Raw genomic sequence first — 21,328 nt, forward strand, 5'->3', positions numbered from 1 at the left:
ACTATTGCTGACATGAGCCATTTGGGGGGTGTATGCATTTTCTGTTTCTGGATACGAGTGGCATCGATTACGATCCGGAAACGCCTCTGCAAAAGCCACTCGGCGGCACGCAATCCGCCATTGCCTATCTTTCCGAGGAATTGGTCAAGGCTGGTGCCACGGTGACCCTGATGAACAATCCAAGCCGTGAGCGGGTGGTCAAGGGTGTTCGGCTGGTGGAAAGTAGCACCATTGGGCGTGAGGGTTTCGGCCAGTTCGATATTGTCGTCGTGGTATCGGTGGCGTTGGGCATCAAATTTCGTCAGGTCGTTCCCAAGCATGTTCCTATGGTGCTTTATTGCCATCACGCTGCCGATCAGGTGTCGGTTTCGACCTTGCGGAATGCGGAGGAGCGGGCAGTTTGGGACGCCTTTGTCATGGTGAGCAATTGGCAGGTCAACGATTATGCCACGGCCTTTGGCCTTGAACCAACGCGGGCCGCGGTGATCGGCAATGCAGTATCTCCTGCTTTTCTGGAGCGTCCCTTGCAACCGGCATGGTTTGAGATCGGCGCTCCGCCAGTCCTGACCTATACCAGCACACCCTTTCGCGGATTGGACATTCTACTGTTAGCTTTTCCATCCATTCGCACCCGGGTGTCAGGGGCAGAGCTTAAAATTTTCTCGGGCATAAAGATTTATACAGCTGATGGTCAGAATGACCCCAATGCCTATCTCTATGAAGTTGCACGCAGCCTAGCGGGCGTGACCTACCACGATTCGGTTTCGCAGAAAAAACTGGCTGATGTCATGGGGAATGCAGCTGCTTTGACTTATCCATCGACATTCGCGGAAACATTTTGCATAGCCGCTGTCGAAGCCTTGGCCAGCGGGGCGGATGTGCTGACGACGCGACTTGGTGCGCTACCGGAAGTTCTAAATGGACTCGGCCAGTTCATGGATATGGCGCCATCCTACCGGCAGCTCGCGCAGAACTATATCGAATTTGCCAGTGAGGCCTTGGCGGCAATGAAGCGAGATCCGTCCGCTGCGGCGGCACGACGCCAGGAGCGGACGGACTATGTCCGTACCCACTTCACCTGGGCGCGCCGGGCGCAGCAATGGCTGGATCTGGCAGGCCAGCTCAAGGGCCGGAAGGGCTGATCGAAAACGCTTGCCTCGTGAGGCGTTTGGCATACACTACCTCCATGGCTCTCGTTCTTCGCCTTATGCTGGTTATTGCCGCTCTGGCCTATGGTGCCATGCCGGTTAGCGGCTTGGCGGCCACTTTTGGTATGGCGACGTCGATGACGATGCCGGTTTCCGAAACGCCCCATGGCCATGATATGATGCAGTCCGCATCGCCAATGCAGGCTGCTAGTCCTTCTGGGCATGTCCACAAGATCGACCGGAATTGTCCTGATCGGCATCAGGCAATGGGATGTGGGCATTGTGCCGCCTGCGTGAGCCTGCTTGCGGATTTCTCCGTTATTTTGGGCAAGCCGGTTGTGGGGGATTGTTTGTTGCCGGGGACGACGACCCGGATGCTATCACAGGCGCCTCTGCCCTTGGTGCCGCCACCCCGTTTTTGATGAATGAAAGAGCCTATGGAGTCCGGGAAAGGCCGGGTTTCGAATGACTTCATCATCAGAAAGGGACCGTCATGGTCAAAACCATATTTCTTGTTGCAAGCCTGTTGCTTGCCACCACTGCCGCTTATGCCGACGACACCATGAAAGGCATGGACCACTCCATGCCCTCTACCACGTTGAACGCGCCATCCAGCAAGGCTTTTACAGCCGCCAATGCCAGAATGCACAAGGCCATGGCCATGCCGATGACCGGCAACGCCGATGTGGATTTCGTGCGCGGCATGATTGCTCACCACCAAGGCGCTATCGACATGGCCAAGGTAGAGTTGCAATATGGCAAGGACGAAAAGATCCGCAAGCTGGCCGAAGAGATCATCAAGGCGCAGCAGGGCGAAATTGCCATGATGCAGCAATGGCTTGATATGCACGGCAAATAAGCGACCGCGGCTGTCTCAAGTATTGGATACGCTTGAGGCAGCCGTGCAGTTGCCTTGCTTGGAGGAGAACATGACGCGGACGCTGACCACCATTGGCCTCGATGCCGACGATACGCTCTGGCAAAACGAGCAATTCTACCGGCTGACGGAAGAGCATTTCCGGTCGCTGCTGACTGATTATGCTGAATCCTCAATGATTTCAGAGCGGCTTCTGGAGGCGGAGAAGCGCAATCTGGCCCATTACGGTTTCGGCATCAAAGGTTTTACCCTGTCGATGATCGAGACGGCGCTGGATATTACCGAGGGAAGGGCGCCGGGCACTGTGATCGGCGAGATCCTGGCGATTGGCCGTGATCTGCTCAGCCATCCGGTGGAAACGCTGCCCGGGGTGCGTGACGTGCTGGAAGCCTTGGCGGGACAATATTTCCTGGTGATGATTACCAAGGGCGACCTGTTCGACCAGGAACGTAAATTGGCGCAATCCGGGCTTGGCGACTTCTTCGATGCAGTGGAAATTGTTTCCGACAAAAACGCCACCACCTATCGGCGGCTTTTTTCAAAGCATGGCGATGAGCCGGAGCGCTCGATGATGGTTGGCAATTCGCTGAAATCCGACATCGTGCCAGCGTTAGCTGTCGGGGCCTGGGGTGTGTTCGTGCCCCATGAATTGACCTGGGTTTTCGAGCATGTCGAAAAGCCGCTCGACGCACCACGTTTCCGTGAATTGCCCGAGATCAGCGCCTTGCCGGAGATGGTTGCTTCGATAGGCTAAGGGCTAGGTGGGGCGAATAAACGTAGCCTTCAACTGCTCCACGGTCTCCCGGCAGATGCAGCCTTCCAGGTGGTCGTTAACCAGTCCCATCGCCTGCATGAAGGCATAGACCGTGGTAGGCCCGACAAAACTCCAGCCGCGCTTTTTCAATTCCTTCGACAACCGGATTGAGGTGGGAGAGGTGGGATTGGCGCGTAGCGTTGCATAATCCATTGTTGCCGGGCGCTCTTCGGAACCCGGCTCGAAGCGCCAGAAATAAGCGGACAGGGAGCCAAATTCGGCCTGCAATTCCAAGGCACGTCGGGCATTGTTGATGGTGGAAACGATCTTGCCTCGATGGCGTACGATGCCGGTATCGACAAGGCAGCGGGCAATGTCCGCATCATCGAATTGAGCCACTTTTGCAAAGTCAAAACCGGCAAAGGCAGCGCGAAAATTCTCCCGCTTACGCAGGATGGTTAGCCAGGACAGGCCGGATTGAAAGCCTTCCAGGCAAATTTTCTCAAACAGGCGGTGATCATCGGTAACGGGGCGACCCCATTCCTCGTCATGATAGCGGCGGTAATCGGCAAGCCCCCCGTGCCACGAGCAGCGCAACACACCCGCATCATCTGCAATCAATCCTGCACTATCCATTCCCGCTCCCTCGTTTGATTTTTTGTTTACTCTTTGTTCACTGTCTTTTCAAACGAAATACTAACCCTGACAAAAGCTTTCCCGCTTGGCGGCAATTTGAATGAAGGCGTGTTTACCATTTGCACAAGCGGCAGTGGCAGGTTGCTTCCAAAGGGACGGTCGGTCCTGATGGTTTAAAAAATGGGTTTAGCCGATGCTGCCACCGCGTTTTCTCCTGAAAGCCAGTCTTGCCTTGACACTGGCGCTCACCTTGCCGGCCATAGCCGGACAGGCTGTGGCGCAGGATCGCTATCAAATCCGGCCACCGGTTGTCGTCAGCCCGGACCTTGCAGCGCCATGGCTATTGCAATTGGGTGTGCGGGCCGAGCCACCAGCCGTTAATCCGGGCAGGCCTTCTGCCGCCCAGCCGGTTTACTATCGCCCGGTGAGCAAGCCGGTACCACAGCAATATCGCCAGCCTGCCGCGTCCGCCGCACCGTTGCGGCCTGCGCTTCAACAAGCGTCAGCCATGCCCGCGCCCAGACAGATGTCGCCGACACCTGCACAATTCCTGCCGCAGGTGGTGGCCTACCAAACCAGGGAAAAGCCGGGCACGCTGGTGATCGATACCAATAATCGTTTTCTCTATCTGGTGATGGAGGGTGGAATGGCACGTCGCTATGGCGTTGGCGTCGGCAAGCCCGGTTTTGAATGGGCGGGTGAGCATAAGGTGACCCGCAAGACAGAGTGGCCGGAATGGATTCCGCCGCAGGAAATGATCGCGCGTGAAGCTGCCAAGGGCCATTATCTGCCGGCCCGCATGCAGGGTGGACCGGAAAATCCACTGGGCGCGCGGGCGCTTTATCTTGGTTCGACCCTCTACCGCATTCACGGGACCAATGCGCCATGGACAATCGGCTATGGCGTGTCTTCCGGCTGCATCCGCATGCGCAACCAGGATGTAACGGATCTCTATGGCCGCGTACCCGTGGGTACGAAAGTCATCGTGATGTGAACAGAGGCAGGCTTCTGATTTCAAGCCACACTATTGTCACTTTTTTGACAAAATCGACCGGGAACGGCTTGCAACATTGCTAAGCTTGGATAGTTTTGTTCGAACTGTTTGGAGAGGGGAATTGCCTATGCGGATGAGGGGAACGGGTGTGGCGATGGCCGCATTGATGATGGCAGCACTGGCCTTGCCAGCTTCGGGCTCGGCAGCACCAAGAGCGGACGATCCGGCCAGCTCGACGGCCAGCAGTGTTGTGACACCGCAGATGATGAAGCGGGAAGTTCCCGACAAGTTCAAGCGGCGGCTGGTGCGGCTCAGAACCGATGAGGTGCCGGGTACTATTATCATCGATACCAATAACAAGTTCCTCTATCTCGTCGAAGGCAATAACCGGGCGATCCGCTACGGCGTCGGTGTCGGGCGCGAAGGTTTCGGTTGGTCGGGCGTTGTCAATATCGGTCGCAAGGTGGAATGGCCAAGCTGGCGTCCGCCGGAAGAAATGCGTGTGCGGGAAGCGCGTCGTGGTCATGTCCTGCCGGTCGTGCAGGAAGGTGGACCGGATAATCCGCTCGGTGCGCGCGCCATGTATCTCTACAAGGGTAATCGCGATACGATTTTCCGCATTCATGGCACCAATCAGCCCTGGTCGATCGGGTTGAACCTGTCTTCGGGTTGCATCCGTATGAACAATAGGGATGTCGAGGATCTCTATGCCCGCGCCGAAATCGGCAGCAAGGTTATCGTCGTCGGTCCCGGTAATAAGCAAGGCGAAGTGAGTTTCGATGACCGTGGTATCGACCTGCTGCGGACGATCTTCGGCGGTTGATGCCGGGTTCTCGCTGCCGCGAAATCTCAAATCCATCAAAGGCTCGATCTGTTCAAAGGCAAGTTAAGAAGAGTCATGTTCAATGGCTCTTCTTACAACAGTCAATTTCACGGCGACTGGCTCGGAGCAGCCGGGCTTATTGGCTCGGTCACATTGCAAAACTTCACATTGCAAACCCAAGCTTGAATTCAGCCATCGACCTGCTTTGCCATAGCAATTACAGTGCGATACCAGCGCGGCGAGCGGCGCCGACTGCGGCGGTACGGGTACTGACCTTCAGCTTTGAGAAAATATTGCGCAGATGAAACTTGATCGTGTTATCGCTCAAGGCCAGTTTGCGGCCGATTTCCTTATTGCTGAAACCTTGGCTGAGAAGCGCCATGACAGCAAGTTCCCTGTCTGTCAGCGCGGATGACGAGAGACCGAGAAGCGGCGTGGCTTCGCTTGTTTCCTGTACCGTTCGTCCTTCCGGCAACAGCGCTTGCAGCCGTTGACGCAGAACTGCCGACATAGGGCTTTCCTCGGCAATTGCCCTGAGTTCGCGCAGGAAATCGTCACCTTCAATCCAGATCATGGCGCGAAAATCTTCCATCGGAAAGGTCAGCAACAGATCTTCCAGCCGGGTTGCAACGATTTCCCGTTTTTCCTCGGCGATCAACAGACGCATGTCGAGAAGCGCCAGTTCCACGCTGCGAAGATCGTGGATTTTCGTTGGTTGCTGGCTGATCAGCATGGAAAGCGCTTGTCTGGCGCGTACAAGATCGCCGCGAACCAGATGGATGCGTGCCCAAAGCAAAGCTGGCGTCAATCCACGCAAATGGATCGCCAGATTATTATCCGGCACCGAAATGATTTCCTCCACACCGAAACCATGGGCCTTTGCGTAGCGGATCGCCTGCTCGACATCACCGCTTTCCAACAGGAGCAACACCCGGGCGCCGTCGATCAACCGGATCAATCGATGAAAACCGCGCCGTTTGGCGGCTGAGCGTGTCCGGTCCGCCAGCGCATGGGCCGAGGTCATGTCGCCTGCGAGGCGGAAGATTATCTGTTGGGCGGTAAAGCCAGCGGCCAGAAGATCGAACCAGGCATCGTGGCGCTCCAGATGCGGTAAGGCCCAGCACAGGCAAGGCCCGGCTGCCTCCAGGTCACCACGCATGACCAGCAGTTCGGCCTTCAGTACCTGTCCCAAGGCATCGAGATCGGTGCCCTTGCCAATGCAGGCCTGCACTTCATCGATCAGCTGTTGATAATATTCCTCAGCCCCGGAGCAATCGCCACTGAAAAAAGCAGCCTGGCCGATATGAGTGTAAAGATGTACCGCGCCGAAATCAGCACCGCCGTCACGGAAGGTTTGAACCGCGAGATGGCCGTAATGTAGGGCTCGATCCATATCGCTGCGGTCAAGGAAATTATAAGACAGCATATTCAACACCATGGCGCGGTGTACGAGTTCGGTGCTGGCAATGTCTGTCAGATCGTTTTCCAGTGCTGCCAAGTCTTCAGCGCAGGCAGGGCGGTCGAAATACAGCCCCAGCAGGACACGGACCACCCGGAGATCCCTGGTAAACGTGCCTGGAGCAGCCGTGTCGGCCCGCTCAGCAATGCCGAGATAATGATTGGCGGCATCAAGATGCCCGGCTTTGGCACTGACCACCGACAGGCCAAGCGTGGTCAGCGGAAAACAGGTGAGATCAATGGCCGAGACATTGGCCATGATGGAGTTGAACACGCTGGCACCGCCTCGGCTGGTCGTATAGACCCGCCGCCAGCCGCCGCTGGTCTCGACAATTTCAGCGGCCAGATTGGCATTGCCACTCATCAGCGCGTGGCGCACGGCAGCATCGAAATCCCCGGTCGATTGGAACCAGCGCGCCGCCCGCTCCAAAACATCCTGAACTTGGTATCCACGTCGAGCGGCCTCTTCCTTCAGGAAGGCGTTGAACACCGGGTGATAGCGAACCCAGCCTCCACCGCCTGCCAGCAGAGCAACCGGCAGGGCATGGTCTCCCAGCTTGCCAAGCAAATCGGCGCTATGGGCATCGCCGAAGACGGCCTCGACCAGATCGCGGTTGACGGTGGGGAAAGGTGCGGTCTTTAACAGCAGTTCCTGCACATCTTCCGGCAGATTGGCAAACACCTGCTCCGACAAATAGCTGCCCATTTCGGCATTGCCGCCGTCGAAGGTGGTGAACAACGCGCCGCCATCGACATTTTCGGCAATCAGCAGCCGGATCATCTGCAAGGCAACCGCCCAGCCCTCCGTCCTTTTGTTGAGCCCTGCCACTTGTTCCCGGCTCAAGCTGGCCGTCTGTCCGGCAAAAAACTCCTCGGCTTCCTGGTCGGAAAACCCCAGTTCGGCAATATTGACCTGGCGGAATTCGCCTTTCAACCGCAGGGCCGATACCGGAAAGCGCGGTGGGGTGCGCGAAATCAGCACCAGTTTCAGGTGGTTCAGCGTCTGGTCGCCCAACAGGCGCGCGACGATTGCCTCGGTCGCATCGGTCTGGGCGAAGTGATAATCATCCAGAAACAGGATGACCGGCTCGGTGATCTTGCGCAACCGCGTGGATAGCAAGGCCAGAAGCGAGGCGACGGTCATGCTGGAATCGATGCCGGTGCCTTCTTCCAGCCGCAGGGCATTGACGGCTTCCAGCAGCAGCAGCAGGAACTGTGTCTGGTCGCTATATTCCTGATCCAGTGCGAGCCAGGACAGGCTGCGCCCTTCCGCGCGCAGGGTATCGAACCATTGCGCGGCCAGGGATGTCTTGCCATAGCCAGCCGGCGCAATGATGGTGGTCACCCGTTTCAATCCGCCAGCGGAAAGATGCGACAGGATTGCCCTGCGCTTGATTGCGCTCTGGGTGCTGATCGGGGGCTGAAATCGCAAAGTGAAGTTCATGAAGAAAACGTGCTATGTCGCATCCGCTTTGGCAAGCCTGTTCTGATGTAATCGAAAGATTACAAACATATCAACCGGTAAAAAAATATATTAACCAAGCAAAACCCATGTAATTTTTAGGGTATTATTGCAAAAGCTAAATTAAAACACGGCCTCATCTTTCGCAAGGCTGATGCCGGTATGAACCAGACCCGGCGTCAGGCAAAAGCGTCCTTCGATCACTGTTCCCGCCGGAAATTCCACATGGAGGCGTGACAGCAATTCGGCGGTAAACAGACCATCCCGATCCGGATCGATCCGGATCAGCGCGTCTTCGAACCAGAACATTTTTCCAACCAAAGGATAAAGACATTTGAACAGGCTCTCCTTGGCGGAGAATACCAAGGTGGTATGAAGTTCCGGCAAAAAAGAGACTGCTGGCCCCAAACCGGTCTTCCGGTCCGCAGATCCGCTCCCGGACATTGCCCATGACCTGCGCTGTCATGACCTGTTCTGTGTCCATGCCAAGGCTGCGAAAGCGGGCCGCATCGGCAACGGCTGCCGCAGCAAACCCGTTTGTATGGGTAATCGAGCCGACCAGCCCTGGCGGCCATAAAGGCTCGCCACGCGGTCCTGCTGTAACGGGCGCCGCAGGCTGGCCCGTCTGCGCCGCAATCGCCTCCATGGCGCAGAACCGTCCGCCCACATATTCAGCCTTGCGCTTGGCGACCGCTTTTCCCATGCTGTCCGGCAAAGGCACGCCTAGATCGGCGGCCGCTTCCGGCGTAAAATCATCATGGCGGAAGCGAACGGCGCGATGAGAGATGAAGGCCTCAAAAAGCGGAGGCACGGGGCATGAGGAATATATTTCAACCTGATTATTGGCCTGCTGGCTCATGAAAAACCCTTGAATAATTCTTGAATTGAAAGAGATACCGACCGAACCACCGGAAAGCTTCGCTCACAACGGCTGTTGCAGCAAAAACTCTTCGGCTTCTTCGCGCGACATGGCAAGCACGCGTTGCGCCAGATCGAAGCTAAATCCATTGCGTGCCATGCCCGCCATTTCCTTCATTCTCTGCCGTTCATCGCCATCGCTGCGGCGAAAGGGGCCATAGCCGCGTTTTCGGGCAAAGCGAATGGCGGCGGGCAGATCGTCCATATCCTCCAGCGCCGCCTGCACCACCTCTTTCTCGATACCCTTGCGCGCCAAAGCCTGGGCGATAGCACGTCTGGATTTGCCGCTGCGCGCTGCTGATTGCGATTTGATCTGCGCATAGGCATCATCGTCCAGCGCCAGCATCTGGCGGCCAAATCGCACAGCTTCTGCTGCCAGCGCATCCACCGTCTCGGGCTCGATGCCCTCATATTTCTGTCGTGCCTTGCGGGAGACGGCATCGCGCAATTCCCGCTCGCTCATCATTCGGCGGCCAAGGCGATAGGCGGCAGAATTGCGCGCCCAGGCCAGCATCCGCGGTTTCGGCTGCAAAGGGTCCGGTTGCGCCTCGCTGTCGAACAGGATGTGTGCCTCGCCTGTCATGTCGCTCGTCGTTCCAATGCTGGCCATGCCTCTATTGTTCGTCTGATGTTGGACGCTATATCACTTTGTCATGGAAGACGACAGGACCGCCGAGAGCGTGTCCTCAAGCCAATGTGAACTCTGAAATGAAAGACATCATGACACCTCAAAAGAACCTTCAAATTCAGCTTGCATCCCGTCCAACCGGCGCTCCCGCCACCGATAATTTTCGGCTGGAAACGGGCTCCGTCGGCGAGCCCGCAGACGGCGAGGTCCTGCTGCAAATCCTCTATCTGTCTCTCGATCCCTATATGCGCGGACGCATGAGCGCTGCAAAATCCTATGCCAAGCCGGTAGAGATTGGCGCCGTGATGGAAGGCGGCACAGTCGCCCGCGTGATCCGCTCGAGACATGGCGATTTTCACGAGGGTGATATCGTTCTCTCCCATTCCGGCTGGCAAAGCTATGCGATTGCCAAGGGTGAGGCATTGCGCAAGATCGATCCGTCCGTGGCGCCAATCAGCACTGCGCTCGGCGTGCTGGGCATGCCGGGCTTTACCGCCTATGCGGGATTGCTGACCATCGGCAAGCCAAAGCCTGGCGAGACGGTGGTGGTGGCCGCCGCCAGCGGCGCGGTCGGCTCTGCCGTCGGCCAGATCGCCCGTCTCAAAGGTGCGCGCGCTGTCGGCATTGCCGGTGGTGCAGACAAATGCGCTTTTATCAAAAACGAACTCGGTTTCGACGCGGTTGTCGATCACCGTTCGCCTGATTTTGCCCGGGAACTCGCACAGGCTTGCCCTGATGGTATCGACGTTTATTTCGAAAATGTCGGTGGTGATGTTTGGAACGCGGTGTTTCCGCTGCTCAATAATTTTGCGCGTGTGCCGGTCTGTGGGCTGATCGCTCAGTATAACCAGTCCGTGGAAGATGCGCCCGGCCCGGACCGCCTGCCGATGACCATGCGCGATATACTGACCAAAAGCCTGACCGTGCGTGGCTTTATCCAACGCGAATTTGCCGATCAATTTCCGCAATTCCAGCGTGAGGCGGCAGGCTGGATCGCCGATGGATCGCTGCGCTACCAGGAGGACATTGTCGATGGGCTGGAAAACGCCCCTCAAGCCTTTATCGGTCTGTTGGAAGGCAAGAATTTCGGCAAATTGCTGGTGCGCGTTTCAGAGTAGTATCACACGGTCAGCATCCGGCGGCAAACTCCGCAAGCTTGTCGCCGGAAAGCCGGTAGCGAATCCATTCGGTCTGTGGCGCTGCGCCAATAGCGTCATAGACCCGGATGGCTGGCTCGTTCCAATCCAGCACGCTCCATTCGAACCGGCCACAGCCGGTATCCACGGCAAGCTTTGCCAGATAGCGCAGCATAGCCCGCCCGGCACCGCCGCCGCGATGGGCTGGGTCGATGTAGAGATCTTCGAGATAGAGCCCCTTGCGGGCCTGCCAGGTCGAGTAATTATAAAACCAGATCGCGTGACCAACAGGGTTCCCCTGCTTTTCCAAGACTACGGCAAACGCAATGGCTCCGTCACCAAACAACGATTGGTGCAGGCTTTCGACGGTTGCCTTTACCTCATGCTCGGCTTTTTCGAAAATCGCCAGATCGGTGATGAAGCGAAGGATAACCGGCACGTCATCGGGACGCGCCTTGCGGATGGAGAAATCCATGCAGAAACCTCAAAAGAAAAGCAGGCCGTTTCGGGCCTGCTTGATATGTCGCTGAAAACACAAAGTCTTGGAGACACCAGAGCTTATTGGAAAGGCATCCACCAGGATTTGTTGGAATTGGACATTTCCGCTTCCTTCTGGCGACGCTTTTCTTTCTTGGCTTCCGGCTCGCCCAGATCGTCCAGCTTGGCCTGATCGACTTCGCGGTAGGAGGCCGGCGGATCGGATAGAACCCGGCGCTGGTCGATATAGGCGCCCTTCTGAAGCTTGCGGGCGTCGCGGAAGGCCTGCCATTTCTGGGTTTCTGTCATCGTGCCATTGGTGCCGTTGCCTTCGAGAAGCGGCGAACGATAGCTCTGGTTGCCACGGTTGGCATCGGCCTCGGCCACAAGCCGTGTGCGGGTGTCCTCAGGGCTTTCGACCCAATCGGGATTATCCTTGCTGGCCAGGGATTCCTGCGGCTGTACCAGCTGCGCGGTTTCACCCTTGGGCGGCAGGACGAGGTCCGGGCGCGGGTTATACGCTGTATTTGTCGTCTTCTTCTTGCTGCCAATAGAAGCGGCCGAGCCGACATCGTCCACCAATTGTTCCATAGACGTCTTATCGGTGCCATAGGTTGGGGAGCTGGTGCAGCTGCTCAAGGCAGAGCAGGCAGCAAACATGCCAACAAGAACCATCCGTGCCTTAACCATCAATACCTTCCAGCCTTTTTCATGTCCCGGATCCAAAGCTCCGTCAGTCGCAACGAATATCGCTCCATCCAGCCTCATGCTGAACCGACGGATATCCGCACCGCTGTCGCGTATGGCTTCAGATCGGAACCTCCCGCGCGCTTTATACAGCAAGCTCAAGAGAACATCAAATCGACCATACCAGCACCGCCCCGAATAGTTATCGAGCGGCATCTTTCCGCCTGATAGAAAATTCCGGCCAATTTCAGGCAGCTTCTACCGGATGATCCTAAAAAGCGCAAATCATCCGGTAAATATTCATCTGTCAGCCAAGTGTCAGTTCGCGCAAGGCTGCCGCATCCCGTGCCGAAACATCGGGATAGTCGGGGTCGGAACCAACATCGTCGGTGATCCGCCACGAGCGGGCGCATTTACGGCCCTCCGCCAGTTTCGGTTCAACTGAGACCGCACCCACATCCGACAACCGGAAGGCCTCGGACGGACCTTCGCCCTTGACCACCGAAATGGCCGAGGTGATGCAGATTTCGGCGAAATCCTGACCCTCAAGGGCGGCCAGCAGTTCGGCATCGGCAATATGCACGACGGGAGCCGCTTCAAGCGAGGAGCCGATGCGCTTGTCCTTGCGCTCCACTTCCAGCGCGCCGGTGACGACGCTGCGCACCTTGCGGATCTTTGCCCATTTGCCGTCGAGCGGCTGGTTCAGCCACTGCGCCGGAATCGGCGGGAACTGTTCCAGATGCACGGAGACCGCGTCCGGGCTGCGCGACAGCCAGGCTTCCTCTGTCGTGAAGGGCAGCATCGGCGCCAGCCACAGCACCATGCAATCGAACAGCTTGCGGATCACGAACAGCGACGCACGGCGGCGCGGCGAAGACGGCGCGTCGCAATAGAGCGCATCCTTGCGGATATCAAAGTAGAAGGCCGACAGCTCGACATTGGCAAAATCGGTCAGCGCCCGGGTGATCTTCTTGAACTCGAAAGCATCGTAGCTGTCGCGCACCAGCTGATCCAGCTCGGCCAGCCGATGCAGCATCAGCTTTTCCAGCTCCGGCAGCGCGTCATAGGCAATGTCTTCGCCATGGTCATGCGCCAGCGTGCCGAGCATCCAGCGAACTGTATTGCGGATCTTGCGGTAGGCATCCACATTGGTCTGGATGATGGTTTTGCCCAGACGCTGATCTTCCCAATAATCGGTGTTCATCACCCACAGGCGCAGGATATCGGCACCGGACTGGGCCATAACATCCTGAGGCGAAATGGTATTGCCGATGGATTTTGACATCTTGCGACCATCTTCCGCCATGGTGAAACCATGGGTGATGACAGCGTTGTAAGGCGCGCGGCCACGGGTGGCGCAGGATTCCAACAGTGACGAGTGGAACCAGCCGCGATGCTGATCCGAGCCTTCGAGATAGACATCGGCAGGCCATTTCAGGTCCGGGCGATCTTCCAGCGTAAACGTGTGGGTGCAGCCCGAATCGAACCACACATCGAGAATATCGCGCACCTGCGTCCAACGCTCTTGGTTCGGCACGCCTTCAAGGAAGCGCTCCTTGGCACCGTCAGCAAACCATGCATCCGCACCTTCAACCTCAAAGGCTTCGAGAATGCGGGCATTGACGGTTTCGTCTTGCAGAACTTCGCCTGCCTCATCGGCAAACACGCAGATGGGAACGCCCCATGCGCGCTGGCGCGACAGTACCCAATCCGGGCGGCCTTCGATCATCGCCCGCAAGCGATTCTGGCCTGCGGCAGGCACGAAACGGGTGTCATCAATGGCACCAAGAGCACGCGAACGCAGCGTCGTACCGTCACCCAGTTCCTTGTCCATATAGACAAACCATTGCGGCGTGTTGCGGAAGATCACGGGCTTTTTGGAGCGCCAGCTATGCGGATAGTCATGCTTGATCCGGCCACGGGCAAACAGATTGTTGGCAGCAATCAAGGCCTTGATGACGCGCTCGTTGGCATCGCCCTTCTTTCCGTTGTCGTCCATCACGCGGGCAGCGCCGCCTTCAGCCGAGGGGCCAAAGCCGGGTGCGTCTTCGGTGTAGAAGCCAGCGTCATCGACGGTGAAGGGGATTTTGGACGAAATGCCACGGGCTTCCAAGGAGCGGGCAGCCGACATCCATGCGTCAAAGTCTTCACGACCGTGGCTGGGGGCAGTGTGGACGAAGCCTGTACCGGCATCATCGGTGACGTGATCACCGTCGATGAGGGGAACTTTGAAATCGTAGCCGAGAGCGGCGAGTGGATGGGCGCACGTCAATTGAGCGAGCGTTTCACCATTAATAGTGTCAATACGCTCGAGCACTAACTTTGCCTTAGCGGCAGATTCACCAGCCAATCGGTCAGCGAAAATTAAACGCTCTCCGGGCTGCGGGCCAAACTCATTTACCGCTTCAGTGACTTTATAGAGGCCATATGTAACCTTCGAAGAGAAGGAAATAGCGCGATTACCGGGAATGGTCCAAGGCGTAGTCGTCCAGATCACGACTGAGGCACCATTGAGCAGCGACTGTTCAAAGCTAACCTGCAAGCCTGCATCAAGTGACGTTTTTGTGTTATCACGCCATATACTATTTCCAGAATATTCCACCACCGGAAACTTCACCCAGATCGTATCACTTTCAACCTCGTGATACTCCACCTCGGCCTCGGCCAAGGCGGTGCGTTCCACCACCGACCACATGATTGGCTTGGAGCCGCGATAGAGCTGGCCGCTCTTGGCGATTTTCAGCAGTTCTCCGGCGATCCGCGCCTCGGCGTGGAAATTCATGGTCGTGTAGGGATTGTCGAAATCGCCTTCGATGCCCAACCGCTTGAAGTCTTCGGACTGGACCTTGATCCAGCCAGCGGCGAAATCCCGGCATTCCTGACGGAATTCGTTGATCGGAACCTCGTTCTTGTCCTTGCCTTTTTCGCGGTATTTTTCCTCGATCTTCCATTCGATCGGCAGGCCGTGGCAGTCCCAGCCAGGGACATAATTGGCATCATAGCCGCGCATCTGGAAGGAGCGGGTGATGACGTCCTTGAGGATCTTGTTCAGCGCGTGGCCGATATGGATATTGCCGTTGGCATAGGGAGGGCCATCGTGCAGCACGAATTTTTCGCGGCCAGCGGCGGAAGCGCGCAGCTTTTTATAAAGCCCCATCTGCTGCCAGCGCTCGACGATTTTCGGTTCTTTGTCCGGCAATCCGGCCCGCATTGGAAAATCCGTCTGCGGCAGCGCAAGCGTTGCGGAATAGTCTTTTTTATCAGCGGTATCGGTCATGATCTAGCCATTGAAGGAGGCGGCAAAAGTGCGCCTGAAAGTGGAGAAAGTCGGTGACGGGGCGTGGCAGAACACACGCCGAAAACCCGGACCCTCCGGCTGCTCCTAGAGCGCGCGGAAGGCCGGGCCAGTAATTCGCCCAATAATGCGGAAGGATATGGTCGACCGGACTGTTCTCATGATGGCGTTTGTTTAAGCGGTTTCCCACCGAAAGAGAAGAGGGAAAGAGCAAAGGCAAAACAACAAAGCCTCGCTATCTTCATGATGTTTTTAAGGGGAAGCCTCCCTTTCGTCTTCATGCTCGGCCTTGTGCCGAGTAATCTAACCACATTGGCCACGGACGATTGTCAACTTACGTCAGCGCAACATCATGCCACGGCAGACCCTCGGGACAAGCCCGAGGGTGATGGCCCCGCTAAACGAAGCACCACCAGCGAGTCGGTAGAAGCCGCCGCGCTGGTGGACAATCTCACGCCCGCGCCGGTACCTTGGCAGGCGTTATAAGGTTGACCAGCACCGCCACGACAATATTGGCCAGCAGCGCCAGAATGCCGGTATAGATGGTGAAGGGTGTTCCATCGATGCTAAGCGTATGCAGCGGCTTCAAGCCATTCAGCCAGACCAGCCATGTGCCGCCGACAAAGCCGACCACCCAGCCAGCCAGCAGGCCCGGCACCCGGAACCAATTGGTAAACAGGCCAAAGATCAGCGCTGGCAGGGTCTGCAAGATCCAGATCCCGCCCAGAAGCTGAAGATCCAGGGCAAACTGAGTCGGCAGAAAGACGATGACCAGCAGCGCCCCGACCTTGACCACAAGCGAGGTAATTTTTGCCACCTGTGCTTCACCGGCGTGAGAGACATCCGGGTTGATATAGGCCTTCCAGAAATTGCGGGTGAAGAGATTGGCGGCACCAATGCTCATCACCGCCGCTGGCACCAGGGCACCGATGGCGATGGCGGCAAAGGCAAAGCCTGCGAACCAATCCGAAAACAGCGTCTGGAACAGCATCGGCACGATGTCATTCGGGGTCGCCGGTTTCAGTCCTGCCGCATGGCCCATATAGCCCAGCAGGGCCAGCAGACCGAGCAGCAGCGTATAGGCGGGCAGCAGCACCGCATTCTTGCGGATGGTATTGGCGCCGTTGGAGGCGAAAATGCCTGTCAGCGTATGTGGATACATGAAAGCCGCCAGCGCCGAACCAAAGGCCAGCGTCGCATAGGCCACATATTGATTGCCAGCCAGCAACAGGCCGCCGGAGCCTTTGGCCTGGAAGGCCGCATCGGCGCTGGCAAACACATTGGCATAGCCGCCAAGCTTCATCGGGATGGCGGCGACGGCAACAATCACCACGATATAGATCATGATGTCCTTGACGAAAGCGATCAGCGCCGGAGCGCGCAAGCCTGCGGAATAGGTGTAGAGCGCCAGAATGATGAAAGACACCATCAGCGGCACTTCGCCATGCAGGCCAAGCGCCTTCAGCACGGCAGCCATGCCGACCAACTGAAGGGCGATATAGGGCATGGTGGCAATCACCCCTGTTAGCGCCACCACCAGTTCCAAAGCGCGAGAGCCGTATTGGCCGTGCACGACATCGCCTGCGGTCACATAGCCATGCTCCTTGGCGCGCCGCCACAAGATCGGCATGACCAGAAACACGAAGGGATAGACAATGATCGTATAGGGTAGCGCGAAGAAACCATAGGCGCCAACCGCATAGACCAGCGCCGGAACGGCAATGACCGTATAGGCGGTATAGAAATCACCACCCACCAGAAACCAGGTGATCCATGTGCCGAATTTGCGCCCGCCAAGCCCCCATTCATCGATATGGGCCATAGTCTCAGGCCTGCGCCAGCGCGAGGCAACGAAGCCCATGACGGTGACCAGCGCGAAGAAGAAGATGAAGACGGCAAGCGCCGTCGGATTGATCTCAGTCGTCATGACGCATGCTCCTGTAGGCAATGTAAATCAGGAGCGATGTCAGCGGCACCCACATCAACTGGTACCAGTAGAAGAATGGAAAGCCGAACAATGAAGGCTCGCGAATATTATAAAATGGAACCCATAACAGGCCGATATACGGAATAACCAGCAGCCAGCAGGCTGCGGTCCAAATACGTTTTTGCATGAAACCTCTCCCGCAAAAGCAGAGGCGCAACTGCATTGCGCGCCTCAACGTATCTCCGATCATTTCCGATTCACCGCCAGGCTGCAACCGGCAAATGCCCAGCATTCAGGCTGAAAAAACGGAGGCCTTGAGCCGCAGGGCCGACAATGGCGTCAAAAGGCGATTTTTCCATCCAGCTCGCCAAGGGGCGTGACGCCTGCCAGCAGAGTTCTTGCCTCATCAGCGTCAATCTTGATCTGGGCAACGAGAGGGTCGAGACCCTCGAATTTCCACTCGTCTCGCAGGTGGCCGAAGAAGGAGACGCTACAGACCTCGCCGTAGAGATCACCGGAAAAGTCGAAGACAAAGGTCTCAAGCAGCGCCGCACCATTTTCTGTCACCGTCGGGCGATAACCGAAACTGGCGACACCATCATGCAGCGAACCATCGGCCCGGCGCAGGCGCACGGCATAGATGCCGGGGCGCAAGGTGGTTTTGGGCGAGAGCGCCATGTTGGCGGTGGGAAAGCCCAGCGTGCGGCCAAGCTGCTGGCCCTTGATAACCTCGGCCTCGACCGTGAAACGATAGCCAAGCAGGCCAGCCACTTCGCTAACCGCACCCTCGGCCAACAGACCACGAATACGGGTGGAAGAAACAACCTCTGCATTTTCATCGCGGAAGGCATCGAGAAGTGTGACGCCGAAACCGTATTGCGCGCCCATACCCATCAGGAAGGCCGGGCCGCCTTCGCGCCCTTTGCCGAAATGAAAATCGAAGCCGGTCACCACTTGGGCAGCCCCCAGCCAGTCCACCAGCACGGTCTTGACGAAATCCTCGGCGGAACGCTGCGAAAACTCCCGATCGAATGGATATTCGATTACCGACTGAAACCCCATCGCCTCCAGAAGGCGGGCCTTGAGCGGCGCCGGGGTCAGGCGAAACACCGGGTCCTGAGGGTTGAACACCGCACGGGGATGCGGCTCAAAAGTCAGAACCAGAGCGGGCAGGCCGCGTTGCTGTGCCAACTCCAGCGCCCGGTTCAGCACGCTTTGATGGCCGCGATGCACGCCGTCGAAATTGCCGATGGCAACAACCCCGCCCTTCAGGCTGTCGGGCAGCGGTGTCTTCTTCTCATTGCGGTGAAAAACGGTCATTGCTATTTCCCGTCAGGCCAACCGGGGCATCCACCACTTGGGCGTTGCCGCTTCCCGCTCAAGGTAAGCGTTCAGCATAGTCTCGTCTGTCTTGCCTTCATTGGTGTATTCCGCCGCATGTATACCGCCGCTCACATAGAGCAGATCAAGGCCGAAGCTGAGCGCGCCCCTCACGTCGGTTGGCATGCCGTCGCCGATCGCGATGATGCGGCTGCGGTCAATCTCAGTGCCCCGTATCTCCTGGGCTTTCGCCAGGGCCGCCTCATAAATCGGATTGTGCGGCTTGCCAGCATAGCGGGTTTCACCACCCATTTCAGCGTATATCGCTGCCAGTGCGCCGGCGCAGGGGACGAGCCGATGGCCACGCTCCACGATCAGGTCGGGGTTGGCAACAATCATCGGAAGTCCGCGCTGGTTCAAGCCTTCAAGCATCCCGCGATAATCTTCCGGCTGCTCCTCTTCGTCATTGAATAGTCCCGTGCAAATTATCGCTTCCGCCTCGTCTTCCGGAACCAATTCAACATCGAGCCCCTGAAACAGTGACAGATCCTGGCTCTGACCGATTAGAAAAGCGCGGCGCGGGGCTTTTTCAATCAGCTTTCTCGTCACATCACCGGAAGAAACGATAGCGTCATAGGCCGTTTCCGGGACGCCAATTTGATCAAGCATTATCTTGACACGGTCAGACGGCCGTGAGGCATTGGTAATCAGCACGACGGAAACGCCATCGGCCCGGGCTTGCGACAGGGCCTCTCCTGCCGCCGGAAAAGCATCGATTCCATTATGCAAAACGCCCCAGACATCCGAGAGGATGACATCGTAACCCTGGGTGATTTCGTTGAGCGTATCGATACGTTTTGCCATGGAATCCGTTGCCTGCTGAAAGAACTAGGGCTGACATGGCAAAGCTACGTCGCAATTGCAAGAGATTTGCCGGAACACTCGGGGTTTTAGGCTCCGTTCCGACGCCGATCACGCGGCTTGAAGATTCCACAGCAATCCAGCCACAGCCGCCAGACCCAGCACGGATACCATGCCGATCTTAAACCGTATCAAGAGAAGCGCAGAGCCTGCAAACAGAAGCAGTGACGGGATGTCGAGCGAAGCAGGTTGCGGCCACCAAAGGCCTGGAGCGCGCTCGCCCGGCCATAAATCACTGAACGGAATTCGATCTACTTTCGCAAACAGCACATGCAGCCCGAACCAGACGGCGAGATTGCAGATTACCCCGACCACGGCGGCTGTAATGGCCGAAAGCGCCCCATCCGCCAGCCTGTTGCCGCGCAAACGCTCGATCAGCGGTGCCCCGGCGAAGATGAAGACAAAGCTTGGCACGAAGGTCGCCCAGGCCGTCAGTAACGCCCCGGTAATGCCCGAGATCAACGGCATAACGCTATCGGCATCGCGAAACGCCGCGAGGAAACCGACGAAGGACAGGACCAGGACCAGCGGTCCCGGTGTGGTCTCGGCCAGCGCCAGGCCGTCGACCATTTCGCCTGGGCGCAGCCACTGATAATGCTCCACCGCCACCTGCGCCACATAGGCCAGAACGGCATAGGCCCCGCCGAAGGTGACAAGCGCCATGCGGGCGAAAAACAGGAAGATTTCGGCAAGCCGCCCGCCGCTATCAAACAGCGCCAGCACGGCCAGCGGCGCCAGCCACAGACCTGCCCAGCCGAGAAAGGACAGCGCTATATGCCACCAGTTCAGCGGTACTTTCACTGCGGCAGGCTCTGGTATTGGCATGTGCTGCCCATAGGCGCGGATCAGCCCAGCCAGAGCCGCCAGCAGGACGACGACCGGAAAGGGCAGTGCCAGAAAAAACAGCGCCAGAAAGGCGAATGTTGCGACAAGCCGGTGAAAGGATGATTTCAGCGCCCGACCACCGATGCGGATCAACGCTTGCAGGACGATGGCCAGTACCGCAGCCTTCAACCCGAAAAACAGACCCGAAACCCAGACAATATCGTGGTAGAGCGCATAGGCAGCGGAAAGACCGATCATCACGGCCAAGCCGGGTAAGACGAAAAGCAAACCGGCAATCAGCCCGCCACGAATTCCGCCGTTCAGCCAGCCGATATAGGTGGCGAGTTGTTGCGCCTCAGGCCCCGGCAAAAGCATGCAATAGTTCAGGGCATGCAGGAAACGCGCTTCGGTAAGCCAGCGTTTTTCATCGACGACGATGCGATGCATCAGGGCGATCTGCGCGGCGGGACCGCCAAAGCTCAACAGGCCGACCGACCAGAATGCGGCGCAGATCGTCCCCAATGGCACAACCGGAACATGCTCTTGCCCTTTTGCCATGTCAGAGAGTTCCGTCATGCGCCCGTCGTCCCTTTAAGGCATATATTTTTTGAACGGCGTCCTTGACTCAGTCAGAGGCCGTGCTTATCTCAGGCTCGCTAGCACTCAAACAGACAGAGTGCTAACAATATCCATGCGGGGCCGTTTCGGCCCGCGAATGTCATTTGATCGAGGGATTAGACAATGGCAAGCACCAATTTCCGCCCGCTGCACGACCGCGTTGTTGTTAAGCGCGTTGAGTCCGAAGAAAAGACCAAGGGCGGCATTATCATTCCTGACACCGCCAAGGAAAAGCCGGCTGAAGGCGAAATCATCGCTGTTGGCCCAGGCGTTCGCGACGACAAGGGTGCGCTCGTTGCCCTGGACGTCAAGGTTGGCGACCGCGTTCTGTTCGGCAAGTGGTCCGGCACCGAAGTCAAGCTCGATGGCGTTGACCTGCTGATCATGAAGGAAGCCGACATCATGGGCGTAATCGGCTGATTAG

General features: G+C 57.5%; 19 protein-coding genes and 1 pseudogene. 7 read left to right on the plus strand and 13 right to left on the minus strand.

The genetic code is table 11. From position 1 onward, the window contains the following. The first annotated feature begins 32 nt into the window (after positions 1-32). From V6582_RS26165 to V6582_RS26175, 3 genes are all read left to right on the plus strand, one after another. Complete coding sequence (locus tag V6582_RS26165; RefSeq protein WP_156632791.1) at positions 33-1,142, plus strand: glycosyltransferase family 4 protein; 1,110 nt, start codon at positions 33-35, stop codon at positions 1,140-1,142. Positions 1,143-1,641: 499 nt separating this feature from the next. Beyond that, complete coding sequence (gene copM / locus V6582_RS26170; protein WP_156632792.1) at positions 1,642-2,007, plus strand: CopM family metallochaperone; 366 nt, start codon at positions 1,642-1,644, stop codon at positions 2,005-2,007. Positions 2,008-2,077: 70 nt separating this feature from the next. Next, positions 2,078-2,779 carry an HAD family hydrolase gene (locus tag V6582_RS26175; RefSeq protein WP_156632793.1) on the plus strand — a complete coding sequence of 234 codons (702 nt, stop codon included), beginning with the start codon at positions 2,078-2,080 and terminating at the stop codon, positions 2,777-2,779. A 3-nt stretch (positions 2,780-2,782) separates the two neighbouring features. Here the strand turns inward: V6582_RS26175 and V6582_RS26180 are convergent, their stop codons facing one another. After that, positions 2,783-3,415, minus strand: a complete 633-nt coding sequence (locus V6582_RS26180) for a DNA-3-methyladenine glycosylase I (protein ID WP_156632794.1) — start codon at positions 3,413-3,415, stop codon at positions 2,783-2,785. Positions 3,416-3,608: 193 nt separating this feature from the next. Here V6582_RS26180 and V6582_RS26185 point away from each other — a divergent pair, with 193 nt between their 5' ends. Further along, the gene (locus V6582_RS26185) at positions 3,609-4,409 is read left to right on the plus strand and encodes a L,D-transpeptidase (protein ID WP_156632795.1); all 801 of its coding nucleotides are present in this window, start codon (positions 3,609-3,611) and stop codon (positions 4,407-4,409) included. 127 nt (positions 4,410-4,536) lie between these two features. Then, on the plus strand, positions 4,537-5,232 hold the full coding sequence (locus tag V6582_RS26190; RefSeq protein ID WP_420360204.1) for a L,D-transpeptidase: 696 nt from the start codon (positions 4,537-4,539) through the stop codon (positions 5,230-5,232). Between the two features lie 217 nt (positions 5,233-5,449). Here V6582_RS26190 and V6582_RS26195 read toward each other — a convergent pair whose 3' ends face one another. The 4 genes and pseudogenes from V6582_RS26195 to recX form a co-directional block, all read right to left on the minus strand. After that, a complete protein-coding gene (locus tag V6582_RS26195; protein ID WP_156632796.1) occupies positions 5,450-8,134 on the minus strand; it encodes a LuxR C-terminal-related transcriptional regulator in 2,685 nt (894 codons plus the stop codon). Between the two features lie 141 nt (positions 8,135-8,275). Beyond that, positions 8,276-8,596 carry a 4'-phosphopantetheinyl transferase superfamily protein gene (locus V6582_RS26200; RefSeq protein WP_349508995.1) on the minus strand — a complete coding sequence of 107 codons (321 nt, stop codon included), beginning with the start codon at positions 8,594-8,596 and terminating at the stop codon, positions 8,276-8,278. A gap of 79 nt (positions 8,597-8,675) precedes the next feature. After that, a pseudogene (locus V6582_RS27615) lies at positions 8,676-9,011 on the minus strand (4'-phosphopantetheinyl transferase family protein); the annotation flags it as partial. Positions 9,012-9,074: 63 nt separating this feature from the next. Beyond that, on the minus strand, positions 9,075-9,653 hold the full coding sequence (gene recX, locus V6582_RS26205; protein ID WP_156632865.1) for a recombination regulator RecX: 579 nt from the start codon (positions 9,651-9,653) through the stop codon (positions 9,075-9,077). Positions 9,654-9,790: 137 nt separating this feature from the next. On the opposite strand from recX, the gene V6582_RS26210 reads away from it, so the two are divergent. Continuing rightward, a complete protein-coding gene (locus V6582_RS26210) occupies positions 9,791-10,816 on the plus strand; it encodes an NADP-dependent oxidoreductase (RefSeq protein ID WP_156632798.1) in 1,026 nt (341 codons plus the stop codon). A 10-nt stretch (positions 10,817-10,826) separates the two neighbouring features. Here the strand turns inward: V6582_RS26210 and V6582_RS26215 are convergent, their stop codons facing one another. The 8 genes from V6582_RS26215 to chrA all read right to left on the minus strand — a co-directional run bounded on the left by V6582_RS26215 (position 10,827) and on the right by chrA (position 20,862). Continuing rightward, positions 10,827-11,309 carry a GNAT family N-acetyltransferase gene (locus V6582_RS26215; protein WP_156632799.1) on the minus strand — a complete coding sequence of 161 codons (483 nt, stop codon included), beginning with the start codon at positions 11,307-11,309 and terminating at the stop codon, positions 10,827-10,829. Between the two features lie 83 nt (positions 11,310-11,392). Beyond that, positions 11,393-12,001, minus strand: coding sequence for a hypothetical protein (locus tag V6582_RS26220; RefSeq protein ID WP_234889755.1), 609 nt, complete (start codon positions 11,999-12,001; stop codon positions 11,393-11,395). 304 nt (positions 12,002-12,305) lie between these two features. Then, complete coding sequence (ileS, locus tag V6582_RS26225) at positions 12,306-15,275, minus strand: isoleucine--tRNA ligase (protein ID WP_156632800.1); 2,970 nt, start codon at positions 15,273-15,275, stop codon at positions 12,306-12,308. Between the two features lie 469 nt (positions 15,276-15,744). Then, positions 15,745-17,220, minus strand: coding sequence for a monocarboxylate uptake permease MctP (mctP, locus tag V6582_RS26230; RefSeq protein WP_156632801.1), 1,476 nt, complete (start codon positions 17,218-17,220; stop codon positions 15,745-15,747). Then, complete coding sequence (locus tag V6582_RS26235) at positions 17,210-17,407, minus strand: DUF3311 domain-containing protein (RefSeq protein WP_060717091.1); 198 nt, start codon at positions 17,405-17,407, stop codon at positions 17,210-17,212. Before V6582_RS26235 ends, mctP begins: the two co-directional genes overlap by 11 nt. A gap of 152 nt (positions 17,408-17,559) precedes the next feature. Next, the gene (locus V6582_RS26240) at positions 17,560-18,540 is read right to left on the minus strand and encodes a bifunctional riboflavin kinase/FAD synthetase (protein WP_156632802.1); all 981 of its coding nucleotides are present in this window, start codon (positions 18,538-18,540) and stop codon (positions 17,560-17,562) included. A gap of 12 nt (positions 18,541-18,552) precedes the next feature. Next, positions 18,553-19,404: a TIGR01459 family HAD-type hydrolase gene (locus V6582_RS26245; protein WP_156632803.1), complete on the minus strand. Its 852-nt coding sequence runs from the start codon at positions 19,402-19,404 to the stop codon at positions 18,553-18,555. Positions 19,405-19,512: 108 nt separating this feature from the next. Next, on the minus strand, positions 19,513-20,862 hold the full coding sequence (chrA, locus tag V6582_RS26250) for a chromate efflux transporter (protein ID WP_234889756.1): 1,350 nt from the start codon (positions 20,860-20,862) through the stop codon (positions 19,513-19,515). A 165-nt stretch (positions 20,863-21,027) separates the two neighbouring features. Here chrA and groES point away from each other — a divergent pair, with 165 nt between their 5' ends. After that, the gene (gene groES, locus V6582_RS26255; protein WP_060717088.1) at positions 21,028-21,324 is read left to right on the plus strand and encodes a co-chaperone GroES; all 297 of its coding nucleotides are present in this window, start codon (positions 21,028-21,030) and stop codon (positions 21,322-21,324) included. Positions 21,325-21,328: the final 4 nt, after the last annotated feature.

The organism is Agrobacterium vitis, assembly GCF_037039395.1.
Lineage (GTDB): Bacteria > Pseudomonadota > Alphaproteobacteria > Rhizobiales > Rhizobiaceae > Allorhizobium > Allorhizobium vitis_E.